The 16,185-nt window shown below is 70.9% G+C and carries 17 protein-coding genes and 1 pseudogene; 9 read left to right on the top strand and 9 right to left on the bottom strand.

Going from position 1 to position 16,185, the window contains the following annotated elements; genetic code table 11:
* Positions 1 to 62 precede the first annotated feature (62 nt).
* The 5 genes from ABZS97_RS14160 to zapE all read right to left on the bottom strand — a co-directional run bounded on the left by ABZS97_RS14160 (position 63) and on the right by zapE (position 5,033).
* Positions 63 to 965 (bottom strand): slipin family protein, encoded by a 903-nt coding sequence (locus ABZS97_RS14160; protein WP_356137279.1) that lies wholly within the window; start codon positions 963 to 965, stop codon positions 63 to 65.
* Positions 966 to 1,104: 139 nt separating this feature from the next.
* The gene (locus ABZS97_RS14155) at positions 1,105 to 2,598 is read right to left on the bottom strand and encodes a SulP family inorganic anion transporter (RefSeq protein ID WP_356137277.1); all 1,494 of its coding nucleotides are present in this window, start codon (positions 2,596 to 2,598) and stop codon (positions 1,105 to 1,107) included.
* A gap of 8 nt (positions 2,599 to 2,606) precedes the next feature.
* Positions 2,607 to 3,185, bottom strand: coding sequence for a carbonic anhydrase (locus tag ABZS97_RS14150; protein ID WP_356137275.1), 579 nt, complete (start codon positions 3,183 to 3,185; stop codon positions 2,607 to 2,609).
* 146 nt (positions 3,186 to 3,331) lie between these two features.
* The gene (locus ABZS97_RS14145; protein ID WP_356137273.1) at positions 3,332 to 3,733 is read right to left on the bottom strand and encodes a hypothetical protein; all 402 of its coding nucleotides are present in this window, start codon (positions 3,731 to 3,733) and stop codon (positions 3,332 to 3,334) included.
* A gap of 199 nt (positions 3,734 to 3,932) precedes the next feature.
* The gene (zapE, locus tag ABZS97_RS14140) at positions 3,933 to 5,033 is read right to left on the bottom strand and encodes a cell division protein ZapE (protein WP_356137271.1); all 1,101 of its coding nucleotides are present in this window, start codon (positions 5,031 to 5,033) and stop codon (positions 3,933 to 3,935) included.
* Positions 5,034 to 5,070: 37 nt separating this feature from the next.
* On the opposite strand from zapE, the gene ABZS97_RS14135 reads away from it, so the two are divergent.
* From ABZS97_RS14135 to msrB, 4 genes are all read left to right on the top strand, one after another.
* Positions 5,071 to 5,865 (top strand): pyrimidine reductase family protein, encoded by a 795-nt coding sequence (locus ABZS97_RS14135; RefSeq protein ID WP_356137268.1) that lies wholly within the window; start codon positions 5,071 to 5,073, stop codon positions 5,863 to 5,865.
* A 133-nt stretch (positions 5,866 to 5,998) separates the two neighbouring features.
* On the top strand, positions 5,999 to 6,472 hold the full coding sequence (locus tag ABZS97_RS14130; RefSeq protein WP_356137266.1) for an indole-3-glycerol phosphate synthase: 474 nt from the start codon (positions 5,999 to 6,001) through the stop codon (positions 6,470 to 6,472).
* 84 nt (positions 6,473 to 6,556) lie between these two features.
* Positions 6,557 to 7,945, top strand: a complete 1,389-nt coding sequence (murC, locus tag ABZS97_RS14125; RefSeq protein WP_356137265.1) for a UDP-N-acetylmuramate--L-alanine ligase — start codon at positions 6,557 to 6,559, stop codon at positions 7,943 to 7,945.
* A 13-nt stretch (positions 7,946 to 7,958) separates the two neighbouring features.
* The gene (msrB, locus tag ABZS97_RS14120) at positions 7,959 to 8,366 is read left to right on the top strand and encodes a peptide-methionine (R)-S-oxide reductase MsrB (protein WP_356137263.1); all 408 of its coding nucleotides are present in this window, start codon (positions 7,959 to 7,961) and stop codon (positions 8,364 to 8,366) included.
* A 198-nt stretch (positions 8,367 to 8,564) separates the two neighbouring features.
* On the opposite strand, the gene ABZS97_RS14115 is transcribed toward msrB, so the two are convergent.
* The 3 genes and pseudogenes from ABZS97_RS14115 to ABZS97_RS14105 all read right to left on the bottom strand — a co-directional run bounded on the left by ABZS97_RS14115 (position 8,565) and on the right by ABZS97_RS14105 (position 10,304).
* A complete protein-coding gene (locus ABZS97_RS14115; protein WP_356137261.1) occupies positions 8,565 to 8,708 on the bottom strand; it encodes a hypothetical protein in 144 nt (47 codons plus the stop codon).
* 145 nt (positions 8,709 to 8,853) lie between these two features.
* Positions 8,854 to 9,076 (bottom strand): annotated as a pseudogene (locus ABZS97_RS14110) (transcriptional regulator); the annotation flags it as partial.
* 226 nt (positions 9,077 to 9,302) lie between these two features.
* Positions 9,303 to 10,304: a helix-turn-helix domain-containing protein gene (locus tag ABZS97_RS14105; protein WP_356137259.1), complete on the bottom strand. Its 1,002-nt coding sequence runs from the start codon at positions 10,302 to 10,304 to the stop codon at positions 9,303 to 9,305.
* A 282-nt stretch (positions 10,305 to 10,586) separates the two neighbouring features.
* On the opposite strand from ABZS97_RS14105, the gene ABZS97_RS14100 reads away from it, so the two are divergent.
* The 5 genes from ABZS97_RS14100 to ABZS97_RS14080 are packed head-to-tail and all read left to right on the top strand — an operon-like array spanning position 10,587 to position 14,712.
* Positions 10,587 to 11,981, top strand: coding sequence for an ATP-binding protein (locus ABZS97_RS14100; protein WP_356137257.1), 1,395 nt, complete (start codon positions 10,587 to 10,589; stop codon positions 11,979 to 11,981).
* On the top strand, positions 11,978 to 12,391 hold the full coding sequence (locus tag ABZS97_RS14095; RefSeq protein ID WP_356137255.1) for a roadblock/LC7 domain-containing protein: 414 nt from the start codon (positions 11,978 to 11,980) through the stop codon (positions 12,389 to 12,391). Before ABZS97_RS14100 ends, ABZS97_RS14095 begins: the two co-directional genes overlap by 4 nt.
* The gene (locus ABZS97_RS14090; protein ID WP_356137253.1) at positions 12,388 to 12,747 is read left to right on the top strand and encodes a DUF742 domain-containing protein; all 360 of its coding nucleotides are present in this window, start codon (positions 12,388 to 12,390) and stop codon (positions 12,745 to 12,747) included. Before ABZS97_RS14095 ends, ABZS97_RS14090 begins: the two co-directional genes overlap by 4 nt.
* A complete protein-coding gene (locus ABZS97_RS14085; RefSeq protein WP_356137251.1) occupies positions 12,725 to 13,366 on the top strand; it encodes an ATP/GTP-binding protein in 642 nt (213 codons plus the stop codon). The genes ABZS97_RS14090 and ABZS97_RS14085 overlap by 23 nt, the downstream gene beginning before the upstream one ends.
* Positions 13,363 to 14,712: a cytochrome P450 gene (locus ABZS97_RS14080; RefSeq protein ID WP_356137249.1), complete on the top strand. Its 1,350-nt coding sequence runs from the start codon at positions 13,363 to 13,365 to the stop codon at positions 14,710 to 14,712. Before ABZS97_RS14085 ends, ABZS97_RS14080 begins: the two co-directional genes overlap by 4 nt.
* A gap of 20 nt (positions 14,713 to 14,732) precedes the next feature.
* Here the strand turns inward: ABZS97_RS14080 and ABZS97_RS14075 are convergent, their stop codons facing one another.
* A complete protein-coding gene (locus ABZS97_RS14075) occupies positions 14,733 to 15,977 on the bottom strand; it encodes a cytochrome P450 (protein ID WP_356137247.1) in 1,245 nt (414 codons plus the stop codon).
* Positions 15,978 to 16,185: the final 208 nt, after the last annotated feature.

The following is a 16,185-nucleotide window of genomic DNA, read 5'->3' as shown; positions in this document are numbered from 1 at the left end:
ACTGTGACCCAGCTGTGTGTATCACGCGTCAGGGGCCGCAGGAACCACGCGCGTAGCACGTGTCACCCGTCGGCCTCGGGCGGGACAGGCGTGTCGGCCTCGGGCAGGGCGGGCGTGTCGGCCTCGGGTCGCGGGGGTGTGACGGCCTCAGGCCCCGGGGGTGTGACGGCCGCGGGCGGCGCAGGTGTGGCGGGCGGCCCCTGCTGTGTCTGTGCGCGCTCCAGGAAGCGCAGCAGCTCCACCGGGAAGGGCAGGACGAGGGTGGAGTTCTTCTCGGCGGCGACCGCCACCACCGTCTGCAGCAGCCGCAGTTGCAGGGCCGCGGGCTGCTCGGCCATCACCTCGGCGGCCTCCGCGAGCTTCTTGGAGGCCTGGAGCTCGGCGTCGGCGTTGATGATCCGGGCGCGGCGTTCGCGGTCGGCCTCGGCCTGCCGTGCCATCGACCGCTTCATCGTCTCGGGCAGCGACACGTCCTTGATCTCGACGCGGTCGATCTGCACACCCCAGCCCACGGCCGGACTGTCGATCATCAGCTCCAGGCCCTGGTTGAGCATCTCCCGGTTGGACAGCAGATCGTCGAGATCGCTCTTGCCGATGATCGACCGCAATGAAGTCTGCGCCATCTGGGAGACCGCGAAGCGGTAGTCCTCGACCTGGATGATCGCGTCCGACGGGTTCACCACCTTGAAGTACACGACCGCGTCGACCCGCACCGTGACGTTGTCGCGTGTGATGCCCTCCTGTGCGGGCACCGGCATCGTCACGATCTGCATGTTGACCTTGCGCAGCCGGTCGACCCCGGGGATCACCAGGGTGAAGCCCGGCGGGCGGGCGTCGCCGGTCAGCCGCCCGAGCCGGAAGACCACCCCGCGCTCGTACTGCTTGACGACCCGGCCGGCCGCCGCGAGGTACACCAGCGCCGCGGAACCGACCGCCACGCCCGCGACCAGGAGTTCCTGGAGCATGACGACCCCCTTTCGGGCCCCCTTCCGAGGGCTTCCTTCGAGGCGTCGCAAAAATATTGGGTTAAGTAACGATATGCCCGACTCGGGCCTGCGGTCGACATTCCTCGACCGCGGGCCCGAGTGGAGGGAACGGTGCAGGTCAGCCGGTCGTGACCTGCACCGGTTCGATACCCTCGGCGCTGTGCCGCTCCGACCAGTTCTCCAGCGCGGTACGGCACGCGTGGTCCAGGTGGTGCAGGCCGGACAGGTCCAGCTCGACCGGCCGGTCCTGCGGCAGCGCCTCCAGGCTGTCGAGGATCTTCGGCAGCCGCAGGAAGGTCGCGTTGCCGGACAGGTACGCCTGGACGGGACCGGCGCCCTTGTCGATGACCTCCAGCCGCACGTGCGAGGCCTCCCACGCCGTCTTGACGACGGCCAGCGCGAGCCCGATCAGCACGCCCTCGAACATGCTCACCGCGACGATCGACACCGCCGTGACGACGAGTATCAGCGCCTCGCCGCGGTGCTCGCGCCACAGCCCGGTGAGCTCCCGTACGGGAATGAGCTTGGCGCCCGCGTGCACCAGGATGCCCGCGAGGGCCGGTATCGGGATGTAGGCGAGCACGGACGGCAGCAGCGCCGCGAACAGCAGCAGCCACACCCCGTGCAGCACCCGGGACGCCTTGGTCCGTGCGCCCGCCTGGACATTGGCCGCGCTGCGCACGATCACCGCGGTCATCGGCAGCGCGCCGAGCAGCCCGCACACCGCGTTGCCCGCGCCCTGCGCCATCAGCTCCTTGTCGTACGCGGTACGCGGCCCGTCGTGCAGCCGGTCCACGGCCGCCGCGCTGAACAGTGACTCGGCGGACGCGATCAGCGTGAACGCGACGATCGTGCCGAGCAGGCCGATCCCCGCGAGCTCGCCGAAGGCGTCCATGGGCGGCGGCTGGATCGAGTCGAGCAGGCCCTTGACCTCGACCGTCGCCACCGGCAGATCGAGGACGAGGGCGGCGAGCGTGGCCAGCCCGACCGCGGCCAGCGGCCCCGGCACCGTACGCACCCGGCGCGGCAGTCGCTTCCACAGCACGAGTACGGCGATGGTGCCCGCGCCGAGTGCCAGCGAGGCGAGCGCCGTGGTGTTCCCGGCCGCCTCGACGAGCGCCTCGGGCAGCCCGGTGATCTTGTCCAGGCCGGAGGCCGGGGCCTTGGCGCCGGCGACCGAGTAGAGCTGCCCGGCGATCAGGACGAGCCCGATGCCGGCCAGCATGCCCTCGACGACGGATATCGAGATGGCCCGGAAGTAGCGCCCCAGTTTGAGGGCACCCATGAGGAGTTGGAGCACGCCCGAGACCAGCACGATGACCCCGAGGACGGGCAGTCCGAACTCCCGCACCGCCTCGTAGACCAGCACGGTCAGGCCCGCGGCGGGGCCCGAGACCTGGAGGCTGCTGCCGCGCATCAGGCCGGTGACGAGACCGCCCACGATGCCGGTGACGAGCCCGAGTTCGGCCGGGACGCCGGACGCGACGGCCACGCCGACGCACAGCGGCAGGGCGACCAGGAACACGACGAGCGAGGCGGCGAAGTCCTGCCGCAGGTAGGGCAGTCGGGGCGGCTTCGTCGACTTCGACGGATTGGCCTTCAAGATATTCATCCCGGCGCTCACAGGGCGTCGAAGGTGTCGGACTGCGGGCGGTGGGCCAGCACGGAGCCGGTGTGCACCTCGTAGAACCAGGCGTGCAGACGCAGTTGACCGCTCGTCAGCTTCGTCGCGATGCCGGGGTACGAGCGCAGGCGCAGCAGCTGGGTCAGGACGTGGCTCTGCACGGCCTCGGTGACGGTGGGGTCCTCGACGGCCCCTTCGGGGCGGGGAGTCGCGTGCGCCAGCCAGTCGCGCACGGCGGGTACGGCGTCCAGGTCGTCGCCGCGCACCAGTGCGCCCACGGCGCCGCAGTGCGAGTGACCGCAGACGATGACGTCCGAGACGCCGAGTACTTCGACGGCGTACTCGATGGTGGCCGCCTCGCCGGTGGGGTGCTGCGAGACGTACGGGGGGACGATGTTGCCGGCGGTGCGCAGTTCGAAGAGTTCACCGGGCCGGGCACCGGTGATCAGGGCGGGGACGACCCGGGAGTCCGAGCAGGTGATGAACAGGACCTGCGGAGACTGGCCCTCGGCCAGCCTGGCGAACTGCTCGGGGCGCTGTCCGTGCGCGCGGGCATGATCGATGAGGGGCTGCATTGTCAGTTCCTCCTGGCGCGCCTCTGTCGGCGCGTCGGCTTACGAGAACGTGGCAGATGCGGGTACGAGGACATGACCCCACGTCGACGCGCTCGGCGGACGTGGCGTGGTGAGGGTGGGTCGTGTGCTCGTGCCCGTGGAGCAGCTCAGCAGCGGAACACCTGAAGTGCCGCCGCGGAGTGGGCGGTTGTAGATCTTGAGAGGTGATGCGCGGTGACGCCGGCCCGCGGCGGGGCCGGGGGCGTGTCGGCGTATGCCGGCAGGACGCGGGTGGGTGGCTCGGGTGCGGAGTCCGCCGCGGTGCGGTGGCGGTCGCGGGTGCGCAGCGGCGCGGTGGGCGCCGCCGAGTGCCCGAGGTGTCCGCTCGTGACGACCTCGTCCGCCTCGTCCGCGCGCTTGGCGAGGACGTTGCCCGTGGCCTTGGGGGTGGACACGTGGGTGGCGCTGTGCGTCGACGCGAAGGGCGCGGTGGGAGTGAGGAGTTGCAGGGCCAGCAGGACGGCGGAGAGGATCGTCAGAGCGAACCGGACCGTCGTACCTCGCGCCATGCGCCCCTCCCTCCTGGCTGCGTCCACTCGGCACGCGGCCCCACTCGGGCCGCGTCTCCAAATACGTTAACGCGCCTAAGTTGTTTGCAGGGTTAACTTTACGTTTCGGGTAAAGAAAAGCCCAAAACGCGAGGTGGGAATGGCTTGAACTGGTCCGTGTTCCCCGGATGTTCGAATCTGCTACGCCTCTACGGACCTGCTACGCCTCGACGAGCCCCTTGGCGTCCCGTGCGAGGGCGGTCAGCCGGGAGATCGCGCGGAAGTACTTCTTGCGGTAGCCGCCGTTCAGCATCTCGTCGCTGAAGAGCTTGTCGAAAGCCATCCCGGAGGCGAGGACCGGCACTTCGCGGTCGTACAGCCGGTCCGCGAGCACGACGAGCCGCAGTGCCGTCGACTGGTCCGGTATCGGCTGGACGTCGGTCAGGCACACCGCCCTGAGGTGGTCGGTCAGGGCTCCGTACCGGCTGGGGTGCACCTTCGCGAGGTGGTCGAGCAGATGCGGGAAGTCGTCGAGCGACGCGCCCGCGGTGGCGTACGCGGCCTTGGTGACCTGCTCGTCGGAGAACGGCGCGGGCGCCTCGGGCAGTCCGCGGTGGCGGTAGTCCTGGCCGTCGATGCGCAGCGGACGGAAGTGTGCCGACAGGCCCTGGATCTCGCGCAGGAAGTCGGCGGACGCGAACCGGCCCTCACCGAGCTTGCCCGGCAGTGTGTTCGAGGTGGCGGCGAGGGCCACGCCCGCGTCGACCAGCTTGCCGAGCAGCGTCGAGACGAGGACGGTGTCGCCGGGGTCGTCGAGCTCGAACTCGTCGATGCACAGGAGCCGGTGTCCGCTCAGCGTCTGCACGGTCTTCTGGAAGCCGAGCGCGCCGACCAGGTTCGTCAGCTCCACGAACGTGCCGAAGGCCTTGAGCGCGGGCTCGGCCGCGGTCGCGTGCCACAGGGAGGCCAGCAGATGGGTCTTGCCGACGCCGTACCCGCCGTCGAGGTAGACGCCGCGGGGGCCGACGGGGGTCTGCTTCACGGCCTTGCCGAAACCGAACAGCCGCCGCTTGCCGCCGCCGCTCGCGTGGGCGCCGCCGAGACCGGCCGCGAAACCGGCGAGGACCCGCACGGCCTCGGTCTGGCTGGCCTGGGTGGGGTCCGGGATGTACGTATCGAAGCGGACCGAGTCGAAGCGCGGCGGCGGCACCATCTCGGCGACGAGCCGGTCGGCGGGGACGTGCGGCTCGCGGGCGCACAGGGACAGCGGGGCCGCGTCGGCTATCTGATCGATACCGGTTGTGGCAGTGGAGGACGACACGGTTCCCCACTCTAAGCGCCGTGCCACACTGCACGACATGCGACGCCTGTTCCCTGTGACCGAAGAAACAGCAGCCCAGGCCTCGGGAGAGGCCTCCGGGACGGATGTGACGGACCGCGCATGGGGGCTCCTGGACCTGGCGGAGGCGTACGCCTACCCCTCCACGGACGGCCCCTGGCTGCGCGCCAACATGGTCTCCACGCTCGACGGCGCGGGCCAGCACGAGGGACGCTCCCATCCCATCTCCGGCGCCGCCGACATGCGGATCTTCGGTGTGCTGCGGGCTCTCGCGGACGTCGTGGTGGTCGGTGCGGAAACGGTACGCCAGGAGGGTTACCGCCCGGCACGCGCGCGTGAGGACTTCGCGGCGCTGCGGGAGGGGGCCGGTCAGGGCCCCGCGCCCGCGATCGCGGTGGTGACCGCGAGCCTCGACCTGGACTTCTCGCTTCCGCTCTTCACCTCCCCGCTGGTGCCCACGCTCGTGCTGACGGGCGCCGCCGCGGCCCCGGACCGGGTCGCGGCCGCCGAGAAGGCGGGCGCCAAAGTGCTGGTAGCCGGGGACGGCATGGGTGTGGAGCCCGCCCGGGCCGTCGCCGCCCTCGCCGAGCAGGGCCTGACGCGGCTGCTGACCGAGGGCGGCCCGCGCCTGCTGGGCCAGCTGGTCGCGGCCGAGGTGCTCGACGAGCTCTGCCTGACCGTCTCCCCGATGCTCACCGCGGGGGACGCGCAACGCATCGCCGGAGGGCCCGCGGTGACGGTCCCGCAGCGCTTCGAACTGACGTCCCTGCTGGAAGAGGCCGGGTTCCTGTTCAGCCGATACCGTCGGTCCTGACAAGTCAGCGGAATACTCCGTTCCGCTTTTCTTCCACTGGGCACGCTAAATCTCGCAGTCCCCGTGCGGTCACGGGGCAGGATGGTTTCCGCAGGGGCCTGGAAACGGCCCACGGAGGAGAAGGGCGCCTGTCGTGTTCACAAGCGTATTGATGATCGAGAAGGCCCTGACGTCCGCCGATGTGGAGTTCGTCACCACCTTGCACGGTGACGAGCCGGTCGGCTTCCACGTGCTGCTCCAGCCGCGCGGAGACCAGGCGGACCGGCTGCTGCGGGCCATCGACGACGTCGCGCTCGGGGAACTGGACGAGGCGGCCCACGAGAACGAGACGCCACAGGGCGAGGCGGCGGCGGGGCAGGGCCAGCAGGCCCTCGACGTGTCGCTGAAGGCGCTGCGCGTCTCCGGGAGCGAGGCCGAGGGCCGGCTCATCGAGGACCATCCGCTGGACGCGCTCAAGGCCCTGGTCGAGGAGATCGGCGCCGACGAGGTCATCGTGCTGACCGACCCGCACTACGTCGAGGAGTTCTTCCACCGCGACTGGGCCTCCCGGGCCCGTCACAAGGTCGGCGTACCGGTGCTGAAGCTGTTCTCGCACAGCAAGGCGTGAGGCCCGGCCGCCGGGCCATGACGTGTGCCGTGGCCATTAGGGTGGGGCGCTGAACGTTCGCCGCACCACTCCAGGGAGACGCACATGGCACCCGGCCTTCCCACCGCCATGGACCGACCGCACTTCATCGGCATCGGCGGCGCCGGAATGTCGGGTATCGCCAAGATCCTCGCCCAGCGCGGGGCCGTGGTGGCCGGCAGCGACGCGAAGGAGTCCGCCACCGCCGAGGCCCTGCGCGCGCTGGGCGCGACGGTGCACATCGGACACGCGGCCGACCACCTGGCCTCCGACGCCACCTGCGTCGTCGTCTCCTCGGCGATCCGCGCGGACAACCCGGAGCTGGCCCGCGCGGCCGAGCTGGGCATCCCGGTGGTCCACCGCTCGGACGCGCTCGCCCGCCTGATGGACGGCCTGCGCCCGATCGCGGTCGCGGGCACCCACGGCAAGACGACGACCACGTCGATGCTGGCGGTGTCCCTGTCCTCCCTCGGCCTCGCCCCCTCCTACGCCATCGGCGGCGACCTCGACGCCCCCGGCTCCAACGCCCTGCACGGCGAGGGCGACATCTTCGTCGCCGAGGCCGACGAATCGGACCGCAGCTTCCACAAGTACGCGCCCGAGGTCGCCATCGTCCTGAACGTGGAACTCGACCACCACGCCAACTACGCCTCCATGGACGAGATCTACGAGTCCTTCGAGACATTCGCCGGAAAGATCGTGCCGGGCGGCACGCTGGTGATCTCCTCCGACCACGAGGGCGCGCGGGAACTGACCCGGCGGCTGGCCGGTTCGGTGCGGACGGTGACGTACGGCGAGGCGCAGGACGCCGACGTACGGGTCCTGTCCGTGGTGGCCCAGGGGCTGAAGAGCGAGGTGACCGTCCTGCTCGACGGCGCCGAACTGACCTTCGGGGTCTCGGTCCCCGGCCGGCACTACGCGCACAACGCGGTGGCGGCACTGGCGGCGGGCGTGGCCCTCGGCATCCCCGCCGCGGAGCTCGCTCCCGCCCTGGCCAGCTACACGGGCGTCAAGCGGCGCCTGCAGCTCAAGGGCGAGCAGGCGGGCGTCCAGGTCATCGACTCCTACGCGCACCACCCGACGGAGATGACGGCGGACCTGGACGCGATGCGCGCCGCGGCGGGCGACTCCCGCATCCTGGTCCTCTTCCAGCCGCACCTCTTCTCCCGCACGCAGGAGCTGGGCAAGGAGATGGGCCAGGCCCTGGCCCTGGCGGACGCTTCGGTGGTGCTGGACATCTACCCGGCCCGCGAGGACCCGATCCCCGGCGTCACCAGCGAGCTGATCATGGAGGCGGCCCGGGCGGCCGGAGCCGACGTGACCCCCGTCCACGACAAGGCCGAGGCCCCCGCCGTCATCGCGGGAATGGCCAAGCCCGGTGATCTCGTTCTCACCATGGGCGCGGGCGACGTCACCGACCTCGGCCCGCTGATCCTGGACCGTCTGTCGAAGTAAGGGGCTGAGGCTCATGTCGTACGACATCGAAAAGCCGGACGAGCAGTGGCGCGAGGAGCTGACGCCGGCCGAGTACGCGGTCCTGCGCAAGGCCGGCACGGAGCCCGCGTTCACGGGTGAGTACACCGACACCAAGACCAAGGGCGTCTACTCCTGCCGCGCCTGCGGCGCCGAGCTCTTCACGTCCACGGAGAAGTTCGAGTCGCACTGCGGGTGGCCGAGCTTCTTCGACCCGAAGGACTCCGACGCCGTGGAGCTGATCGACGACCGTACGCACGGCATGGTCCGCACGGAGGTGCGGTGCGCACGGTGCGGGTCGCACCTCGGGCACGTGTTCGAGGGTGAGGGGTATGCCACGCCTACCGACCAGCGGTACTGCATCAACAGCATCTCGCTCAGGCTGACGGCTGACGAGAACTGATCCGACAGCCGCAGGTTCGAGTCCTGGGTGGGAGGACGGCCGCTCGTCGCACGTCGTACGCCTGTCCATCCACCCCCGACTGCCGCTGACCACAGCCGCCCAGCTGGGTCGATCGATGCCTCACGGCGGTGGTCTGTCACGCCTCGGGGGCGCCGGGCTCTTCGGTCTGCTGCTCACGACGTGGCACGAGCAGTGCGGTCAGCGCCGGGACGGCGGCGACTCGGGGTGGAGGCGGTGAGTGCGGGTGCTGTCCTCGGCTCGGGCGCGGCCGCTGCCGGGCCGGGCCGGATCGAACGGCACGGCGTTGTACATCGCCGTGTCACGCACGACGGCGTACCGCACGACCTGAGCCGGTTCGGCTGTGTCAGACGTTTTCGCAGCGGGTGGGGCCGAGGTCGGCGGCGAGCGCCCGCTGCCTCCAGGTCCCGTGATGCCACCGGCCACGGTCATCACGGCCGTGGTTGGGGGCGTCCTTTCGTCTCCCGGGTCAGTGCAGCGCGTCGATGACCTTCACGATCAGGCCCGCGCCTCGGCACGTACACGGCCATGCTCCGCAACTCCTCGAAAGCCTTCAGGCAGAGCGCGATCTCCGATGGCTGGGTGATCCTCACTCGCGCCGACACCAGCTTTACCGACACAAGCTTGTCGTCGTAGACGTGGAAGGTCTCGCGCGGCCAGTGCAGCCGGTCGCTCGCCCCCATAGGGATGATGGGGGATCGGGGCGGTTTGTCCGTGTTGCGCGTCGGCGGCGCCTCCGCGCACTGCGCCGCAAGAAGCGGCGCGCGGTGACCGCTCGGCCGGTCGGATCGCCGAAAGCTTCGTCCTGACCGGGACGGTGGTGCGGCTGTGGGTCAGTCAGGTCGAGGTCGACGCGGGCGAGCGAGATGGTCCGGCCAGAAATGAACGCGTTGACAGTGCCGGGGCACTTGCGCCGCGTCAAGCGGACGGGAAGTCCCCGTCGGCCCCCCTCGGGCCGGGCTGCCGGCGGCGGCCGTGGCGCATCTCGCGAGGGCTGACGTCGAAGCGCTGGCGGAAGGCCGTACTCATGGCGCTGGCCGAGGAGAAGCCCGAGGCGTACGCCAGTTCGGTGATCGTCATGTGTTCGCAGTCGGCGCACCGGAGGCGGTCGCGGACCAGGCGCAGGCGTTCCTCGCGGATCAGCTCGCGAGGGGTGGTGCCCACGCGTTGGAGGGCCAGTTGGATCTGGCGCAGGGACCAGCCCAGGTCGCGGGCCATGGACGCGCCGGTCAGGCCGGGGTCGGCAGCGTTGTCGCGCACATGGCGGCGGACCATCGCCTCGACCTCGGTGAGATGGCCCGGGACGTCCGGCCGGTCGTCGCCGGACGCCAGCATGCACAGGAGCTCGACGACGCGGTCCGAGACGGCGTCGAACTGGGGGTCGGTCAGGTTGTCGCGTTCCTCGTGCAGGCTCTGCAGCATGGTGCTCACCACGCGCCCCAGCCCCGTCGTCAGGTCCAGCCCGGCGGCCAGCGGTGACTTCCGGTTCAGCGGACCGTCGATCTCGCGGGAGGGGATGGTGAGGATGAACGCCAGGGTGGACGCCGTCTGCGCGCACTGGAACGGGGATCCGAAGGTGACCAGGGCGCCCGCCCCCGGTGCGAGCCGCGCCACCTGGTCCTGTTGGGACAGCGTGATCTGCCCGGTGAGCGGCATCAGCAGGCGGTAGTCGTCGTCAGGGTCCTGCCGCACTTGATGGGCGGTCCGGCTGTACTCGATCGTGTCGGACCGGAACCTGACGAGCTGGTAGGTGTCGCTGCGCTGGCGGACCGTCTCGCCGCGGAAGTTGTCGGTGCGCGCGTAGGCGTACCCCATGCGGGACTGATAGGACGCGATGTGTTCGCTCCAGAAGTCGGCCCGCTCGTGCGGGTCCACCTCACCCGTGGTCTGCGACTCCACGATGTAGCGTCCCGCGGGCAACGTGGCTCCTCCGCTGCGACGGGTCGGACGACTCCATCTCGGCAGCCCTGAACTTCCGTTCGTTCACGGGCTGTTACTCGCGGTCAGACTAGGGCAGCACGCGGTTTCCGTAGTAGGCCACGGGCTCATTGGCATATGCCGAAGGTAAGCGGACGGCCTCGGCCCGGCGCCCCGGCGCGCTTGCGTTTCCGAGCAACTTCCTTGCGCACACGGACAAGTACGGATGCGGAACCGTCGCTACCGTCGAGCGCTCGTCAACCATCGCCCGCTTTTGAGGACTTCATGACCGAACAGATACCGGAGGCGGTGTTCTGGTGCCTGGCCGTGGGCCTGTTCGCCGTCACCGTGCTGCTGGTGCGTCAGCACGGGATCACCGCACGGCAGCGCGGACACAACGCCGAACTGGCGGACGGCCTGCGGGCCCGGGACGAGGAACTGCGCCACCTCGTCTCCGTCCGGCTGCCGGCCCTGGAGGACGCGACCCCACAACTCGCGACGGCCGCCGGTCTGCTGGACACACGGCTCGTCGACACGGACTTCGCCAAGTGCCTCGACAGTGTCCTGGAGCGATTCGCCGGGGCCGTCGAGCACGCCCAGTCCCGGTCCGACCAGTCCGCGAAGGCCGCATTGAAGGCGTCGATGCGCTCCATCCAGGCCCTGGCCAACGAACAGCAGGTGGCCATCGCGGAGATGCAGGACCGGCACGACCACCCGGACGTGCTGCGCGACCTGCTCGAAGTCGACCACACCAACGCCCAGTTCGGCCGCCGCGCCCAGGCCATCGCCGTGCTCTGCGGTTCCTGGCCGGGGCGCCAGCGTTCCGTCGCCGCGCTCATCGAGGTCGTACGCGGCGCCACCTCCCGCATCCGCGACTACCGGCGCATCCGTATCCACGGCGAGGTCGACATCGCCGTGGAGAGCCGGGCCGTGGAACCGGTCGTGCTCGCGGTCGCCGAACTGCTCGACAACGCGGCACGCCACTCGCAGCCCAACACGACCGTCGAAGTCACCATCCAGGCGGTGCACAACGGCGCCTGCGTGGTGATCGACGACGCCGGCGTCGGCATGGACGGGCAGGCGGCCGAGCACGCCGCCGGGCTCCTGTCCGCAGGGCGCACCGTGGACGTCACCCGGCTCGGCGACCCGCCCCGCTTCGGCTTCGCCGTCATGGGGGTGCTCGCCGAGCGCTACGGCTTCAACGTCTCCGTCGGCACGGTCTCGCCGTACGGCGGTGTGCGCGCCGTGGTCTTCCTGCCGACCTCCCTGCTCACGCACCCGGAAGCCCTCCAGGAGCGTCCGCCCGTGGCCGAACCGCCCGCGCGTGTCCCCGAAGCCGTCCCCGGACGCGCCTCGGCGCCGGATCCCGTATCGCCGACGGCGTCCGTCGCCGCACCGGCCCCGGACGTTCGCCCCGATCCCGAACCTGACCACGGCCACAGGGAGCCGACCACGCCCGGAGGGCTGCCCCAACGACGACGCCGCGCCCTGCGGGACACGGCCGCGCAGACCCCGGCCCCGCCCGCCGAGGAGGTCGGCGGCCGCTCGGCCGAGGAGAACGCCCGGCGCATGGGGGCGTTCGCGCGCGGCACCCGCTTCGGCCGGGCCGCCCAGGACACCTCGCAGGACGACGACAGCCGGCACACCTCGCACGAAGACGAAGGGAACAGCCAAGAATGACCGGGCCCACCAACAACGAGTTGGGCTGGATGCTGGACGAGGTGCTGAAGGTTCCTGAGGCGCGCCACGCGATCCTGCTCTCCGCCGACGGCATGCTCCGCGCCCACTCCAAGGACATCGGCCGGGACGACGCCGAACGGCTGGCCGCGGGCCTGTCCGGCGTCCAGTCGATCAGCCGCAGCACGGCCGAGTTCTGCGGCACCCCGAACACCCCGTGGCGGCAGACCCTGATCGAGTTCGCGCACGGCTACGTGTTCCTCGTCGCCGCCGGCGAAGGCGCCTACCTGGCCGTCTCCACCAGCGAGGAAGTGGACATGGAGGCCGTGACGTACCGCATGCACAAACTCGTCGACCGGCTCGGCAAGGAGCTGACCAGTCCGGCCCGGCAGGACACCGGCAGCCCGGCATGACGGCCCGGCGCCGTCCCGCGGACCGGCTGGTGCGGTCGTACGTCGTCACGGACGGCCGCGCCCACCCCTCCCGCAACACCCTGGACCTGGTCACGCTGCTGATCGCCGCCGACGATCTGCCGCTGGCCGGACTCAACCCGGAAAAACGCAGGCTCATGGAGCTGTGCCGGCCCGGAGCCCTGTCCGTCGCCGAGGTGGCCGGCCATCTCGCGCTGCCGGTCAGCGTCACCAAGGTGCTGATCGCCGACCTCATGGACAGCGGCCACATCGTCACCCGCGCACCGGTCCCGGCCGCCCGGCCAACCGACGCCCGAATACTTCAGGAGGTGCTCGATGGGCTCCGCGCCCGCCTCTGAACCCGCCGGATCCACCGCCGAACCGGCCTTGGCCGACGTCTATCTGCGGCCCACCGTGCAGACCGCGGTCAAGCTGCTGGTCGTGGGCCACTTCGCGGTCGGCAAGACGACCTTCGTCGGCGCGCTCTCCGAGATCCGGCCGTTGCGCACCGAGGAGGTCATGACCGAGGCAGGCGCCCTCGTCGACGACCTGGCCGGCATGAAGGACAAGACCACCACCACCGTCGCCCTCGACTTCGGCCGCCTCACCCTCAACGACCGCCTGGTGCTGTATCTGTTCGGCACGCCCGGCCAGCAGCGCTTCACCCAGCTGTGGCAGGACATGACGCGCGGCGCGCTCGGCGCCCTCGTCCTCGCCGACACCCGGCGCCTGGGCCAGTCCTTCGAGGTGATGGGCGTACTGGAGGAGCTCGGACTGCCCTACGCCGTTGCCCTCAACCAGTTCGACGGCGCGCCCGAGTACGGCACCGACGAGGTGCGCGCGGCCCTCGACCTGCTTCCCGAAACCCCCCTCGTCCACTGCGACGCCCGCGACCGGGCCTCCTCGACGCGGGCCCTGATCTCCCTCGTCGAGTACCTGCTGACCCGCACTCCCACCGGCCAACTGGAGCACGCGTGACCGCCGTACCACCACCGGGCTGCCCGGCCCACGAGTCCCTGTACGGCCCCGAGTTCGCCGCCGACCCGGCGTCCTTCTACCGGCGGCTGCGCGGCGTCGGCCCGATCGCTCCGGTCGAACTGGCGCCCGGCGTACGGGCGTCGCTGGTTCTCGGATACGACGCCGCCCTGCACGTACTGCGCAGCCCCGAGACCTTCTCCAAGGACCCCCGCCGCTGGACGGACCTCGCGGACGGCACCGTCCCCCCGGACAGCCCGGTCGTCCCGATGATGATGTACCGGCCGAACGCCCTGTTCACCGACGGCGAGGAGCACCGGCGGCTGCGCGGCGTCATCACGGACAGCCTGGACCGGGTGGATCCGAACACGCTGCGCGGCTACATCGAGGCGAGCGCCGACACGCTCATCGACCGCATAGCGCCGCGGGGCGGGGCCGACCTGCTCGGCGAGTACGCCCAGGTCCTGCCGCTCTTGGTGTTCAACCGCCTCTTCGGCTGCCCGGCCGACTACGGTGAGCGGCTGGTCGAGGGGATGTCCGGGATCTTCGACGGCGTGGACGCCGAGAAGGCGAACGAGCTGCTCGCCACGACCCTGCTGGACCTTGTCGCGCTGAAGCGTGCCAGGCCCGGCCAGGACGTGACCTCCTGGATGCTGGCCCACCCCGCCGCTCTCACCGACGAGGAGATGGTCCACAGTCTCGTCGTGCTCATGGGCGCGGGCACCGAGCCCCAGCAGAACCTGATCGCCAACGGGCTGCGGCTGCTGCTGTCCGACGACCGTTTCGCGGGCACCCTGTCGGGCGGCAGCCTGCCCGTGGAGGACGCCCTCGACGAGGTGCTGTGGACCGACCCGCCCATGGCCAACTACGCCGTGCACTACCCGGTCCACGACGTCGTGTACGAAGGCGTGACCCTGCGGGCGGGCCGTCCACTGGTGGTCAGTCTCGCCGCGGCGAACACCGACCCCGCCCTGACGACGAATCAGCGCGCGGGCAACCGGGCCCACTTGGCGTGGAGCGCGGGCCCGCACAGCTGCCCGGCGCAGAGTCCGGCCCGGCTGATCGCGGCGGTGGCGGTGGAGAAGCTGCTCGACCGCCTTCCCGACATCGAACTGGCCGTGCCGGTGGGTGAGTTGCAGTGGCGGCCGGGTCCCTTCCACCGGGCACTGGCCGCGCTGCCCGTGACCTTCCCGACCGCGCAGCGCGAGCGGGTCGCCGCGGTGGCGCTGCCCGCCGCGGTCGCGGTACCCGCACCGGAGCCGGTGCGAGTACCGGATCCGGTGCCGGTGCCTGAGCGTGCGCCACGCGGGTGGGCCGCGAAGCTGCGGTCCTGGTGGCGCGGGGAGTGATGAGCCCGGGGCGCGGGTGATCAGGCCGACCGCACCGGAAGGGTGCGGTGGCCGTTCGAGATGAAGGAGTCGACCGGCTCCGACTCGCCTTGTTCCGCGGCGAGTCGGAGCCCGGGGAGACGCTCGAAGAGCGCCGGAAGCGCGATCCGGGCCTCCAGCCGCCCCAGCGGGGCACCGAGGCAGTGGTGCACGCCGTACCCGAAGGCGAGGTGCTCCTTGTTCGCGCGGGTGACGTCGAACCGGTCGGCATCCGCGCCGTACGTCTCGAGGTGGCGCCCGGCGGCGGCGTACGCGGCGAGGATCGCCTCGCCCTTGCCGATCACCACGCCCTCCGGGCCGCCGAACTCGGCGACGGCAAGGTCCTCCACGGCGTACCGCAACGGCAGGGACGCGACCGGCGCCTCCACGCGCAGCGCCTCCTCGATCACGTCGTCCCAGCCGGCGCGGCCCGAGCGCACCTGGGCGAGCTGGTCCGGGTGGGTGAGCAGGAGATGGATGGCGTTGTCGATGAGGTTGACCGTGGTCTCGTGCCCGGCGCTGACCATGAGTACGAGGGTGTCGAGCAACTCCTGCTCGCTGAGCCGGGTGTCGTCCTCGTCGTCGCGCGCCGCGATGAGGGCCGACGTCAGGTCGTCACCCGGTGACTTCCGCTTCAGGGCCACGAGTTCGCCCATGGCCGCGTAGAAACGGGTGTAGATGTCGGTGACTTCCTCCGGGGTGGCGGAGGTGTGGAAGATGCCGTCCACGACGGCCCGCAGTTCCGCGCCCTGCTCCTCGGGCAGCCCGAACAGCTCGCTGATCACCTGGATCGGCAGCGGATAGCAGAACTGCTCCCGCAGGTCCACCGGTTGGCCGCTCCGCCCGGCCTCCTCGACCCGGTCCAGCAGCGACTCGGTGATCTCCTCGATACGGGGCTGCAGCGCCGCCGTGCGACGGGCGGTGAACGCCTTGGAGACCAGGGTGCGCAGCCGCTTGTGGTCGCCGCCGTACGCGGTGAACATGTTCTGCACCGCGACCCAGGTGAACAGTGGCCACTCCGGGGAGATCTCGCCGTTGATCCACTTCGGCCAGTGCTGTCGCGGGTCCTTGGACACCCGTGGGTCGGTGAGCAGGCGCTTGAGCAGGTCGGGGCTGCTGACGGCCCATGCCTCGACACCGCCGGGGAGTTCGACCAGGGTCACCGGTCCCCGTGCGCGGATCCGGGCGGCCTCGCCGTGGATGTCACGGCCGGTCGCGTCGATGACTAAGGGCTGGGGATCTCCCATGGCGGCCTCCGGGGCGCTCGGACGTCAGTACGACCGATCAAGCTACTGCGCGGCGCCGCGCCCTCACGAGACCGCACCGTATGCGCTGCGTATGGGCACAACTTCCCTGCGCGTGGCCGCAAGTCGACACATCGCCACCGTCCTAGGGGGTGTTTGAAAGTCCTGTGCGGTGCCCGCGGTGTTCGGTGCGTGCCCTCGGCGTGCCGGA

It is taken from the genome of Streptomyces sp. NPDC005485, assembly GCF_040606085.1.
Taxonomy (GTDB): domain Bacteria; phylum Actinomycetota; class Actinomycetes; order Streptomycetales; family Streptomycetaceae; genus Streptomyces.
Note: the sequence above shows the minus strand (reverse complement) of the source record. Positions and strands in the feature narration are given on the sequence as shown.

Excerpts from the sequence above, each read along its gene's own strand:
- ABZS97_RS14160 (WP_356137279.1), bottom strand. The coding sequence starts at position 965 with ATGCTCCAGGAACTCCTGGTCGCGGGCGTGGCGGTCGGTTCCGCGGCG.
- ABZS97_RS14155 (WP_356137277.1), bottom strand. The coding sequence starts at position 2,598 with ATGAATATCTTGAAGGCCAATCCGTCGAAGTCGACGAAGCCGCCCCGA.
- ABZS97_RS14150 (WP_356137275.1), bottom strand. The coding sequence starts at position 3,185 with ATGCAGCCCCTCATCGATCATGCCCGCGCGCACGGACAGCGCCCCGAG.
- ABZS97_RS14145 (WP_356137273.1), bottom strand. The coding sequence starts at position 3,733 with ATGGCGCGAGGTACGACGGTCCGGTTCGCTCTGACGATCCTCTCCGCC.
- ABZS97_RS14135 (WP_356137268.1), top strand. The coding sequence starts at position 5,071 with ATGCGACGCCTGTTCCCTGTGACCGAAGAAACAGCAGCCCAGGCCTCG.
- murC (WP_356137265.1), top strand. The coding sequence starts at position 6,557 with ATGGCACCCGGCCTTCCCACCGCCATGGACCGACCGCACTTCATCGGC.
- msrB (WP_356137263.1), top strand. The coding sequence starts at position 7,959 with ATGTCGTACGACATCGAAAAGCCGGACGAGCAGTGGCGCGAGGAGCTG.
- ABZS97_RS14100 (WP_356137257.1), top strand. The coding sequence starts at position 10,587 with ATGACCGAACAGATACCGGAGGCGGTGTTCTGGTGCCTGGCCGTGGGC.
- ABZS97_RS14095 (WP_356137255.1), top strand. The coding sequence starts at position 11,978 with ATGACCGGGCCCACCAACAACGAGTTGGGCTGGATGCTGGACGAGGTG.
- ABZS97_RS14090 (WP_356137253.1), top strand. The coding sequence starts at position 12,388 with ATGACGGCCCGGCGCCGTCCCGCGGACCGGCTGGTGCGGTCGTACGTC.
- ABZS97_RS14085 (WP_356137251.1), top strand. The coding sequence starts at position 12,725 with ATGGGCTCCGCGCCCGCCTCTGAACCCGCCGGATCCACCGCCGAACCG.
- ABZS97_RS14075 (WP_356137247.1), bottom strand. The coding sequence starts at position 15,977 with ATGGGAGATCCCCAGCCCTTAGTCATCGACGCGACCGGCCGTGACATC.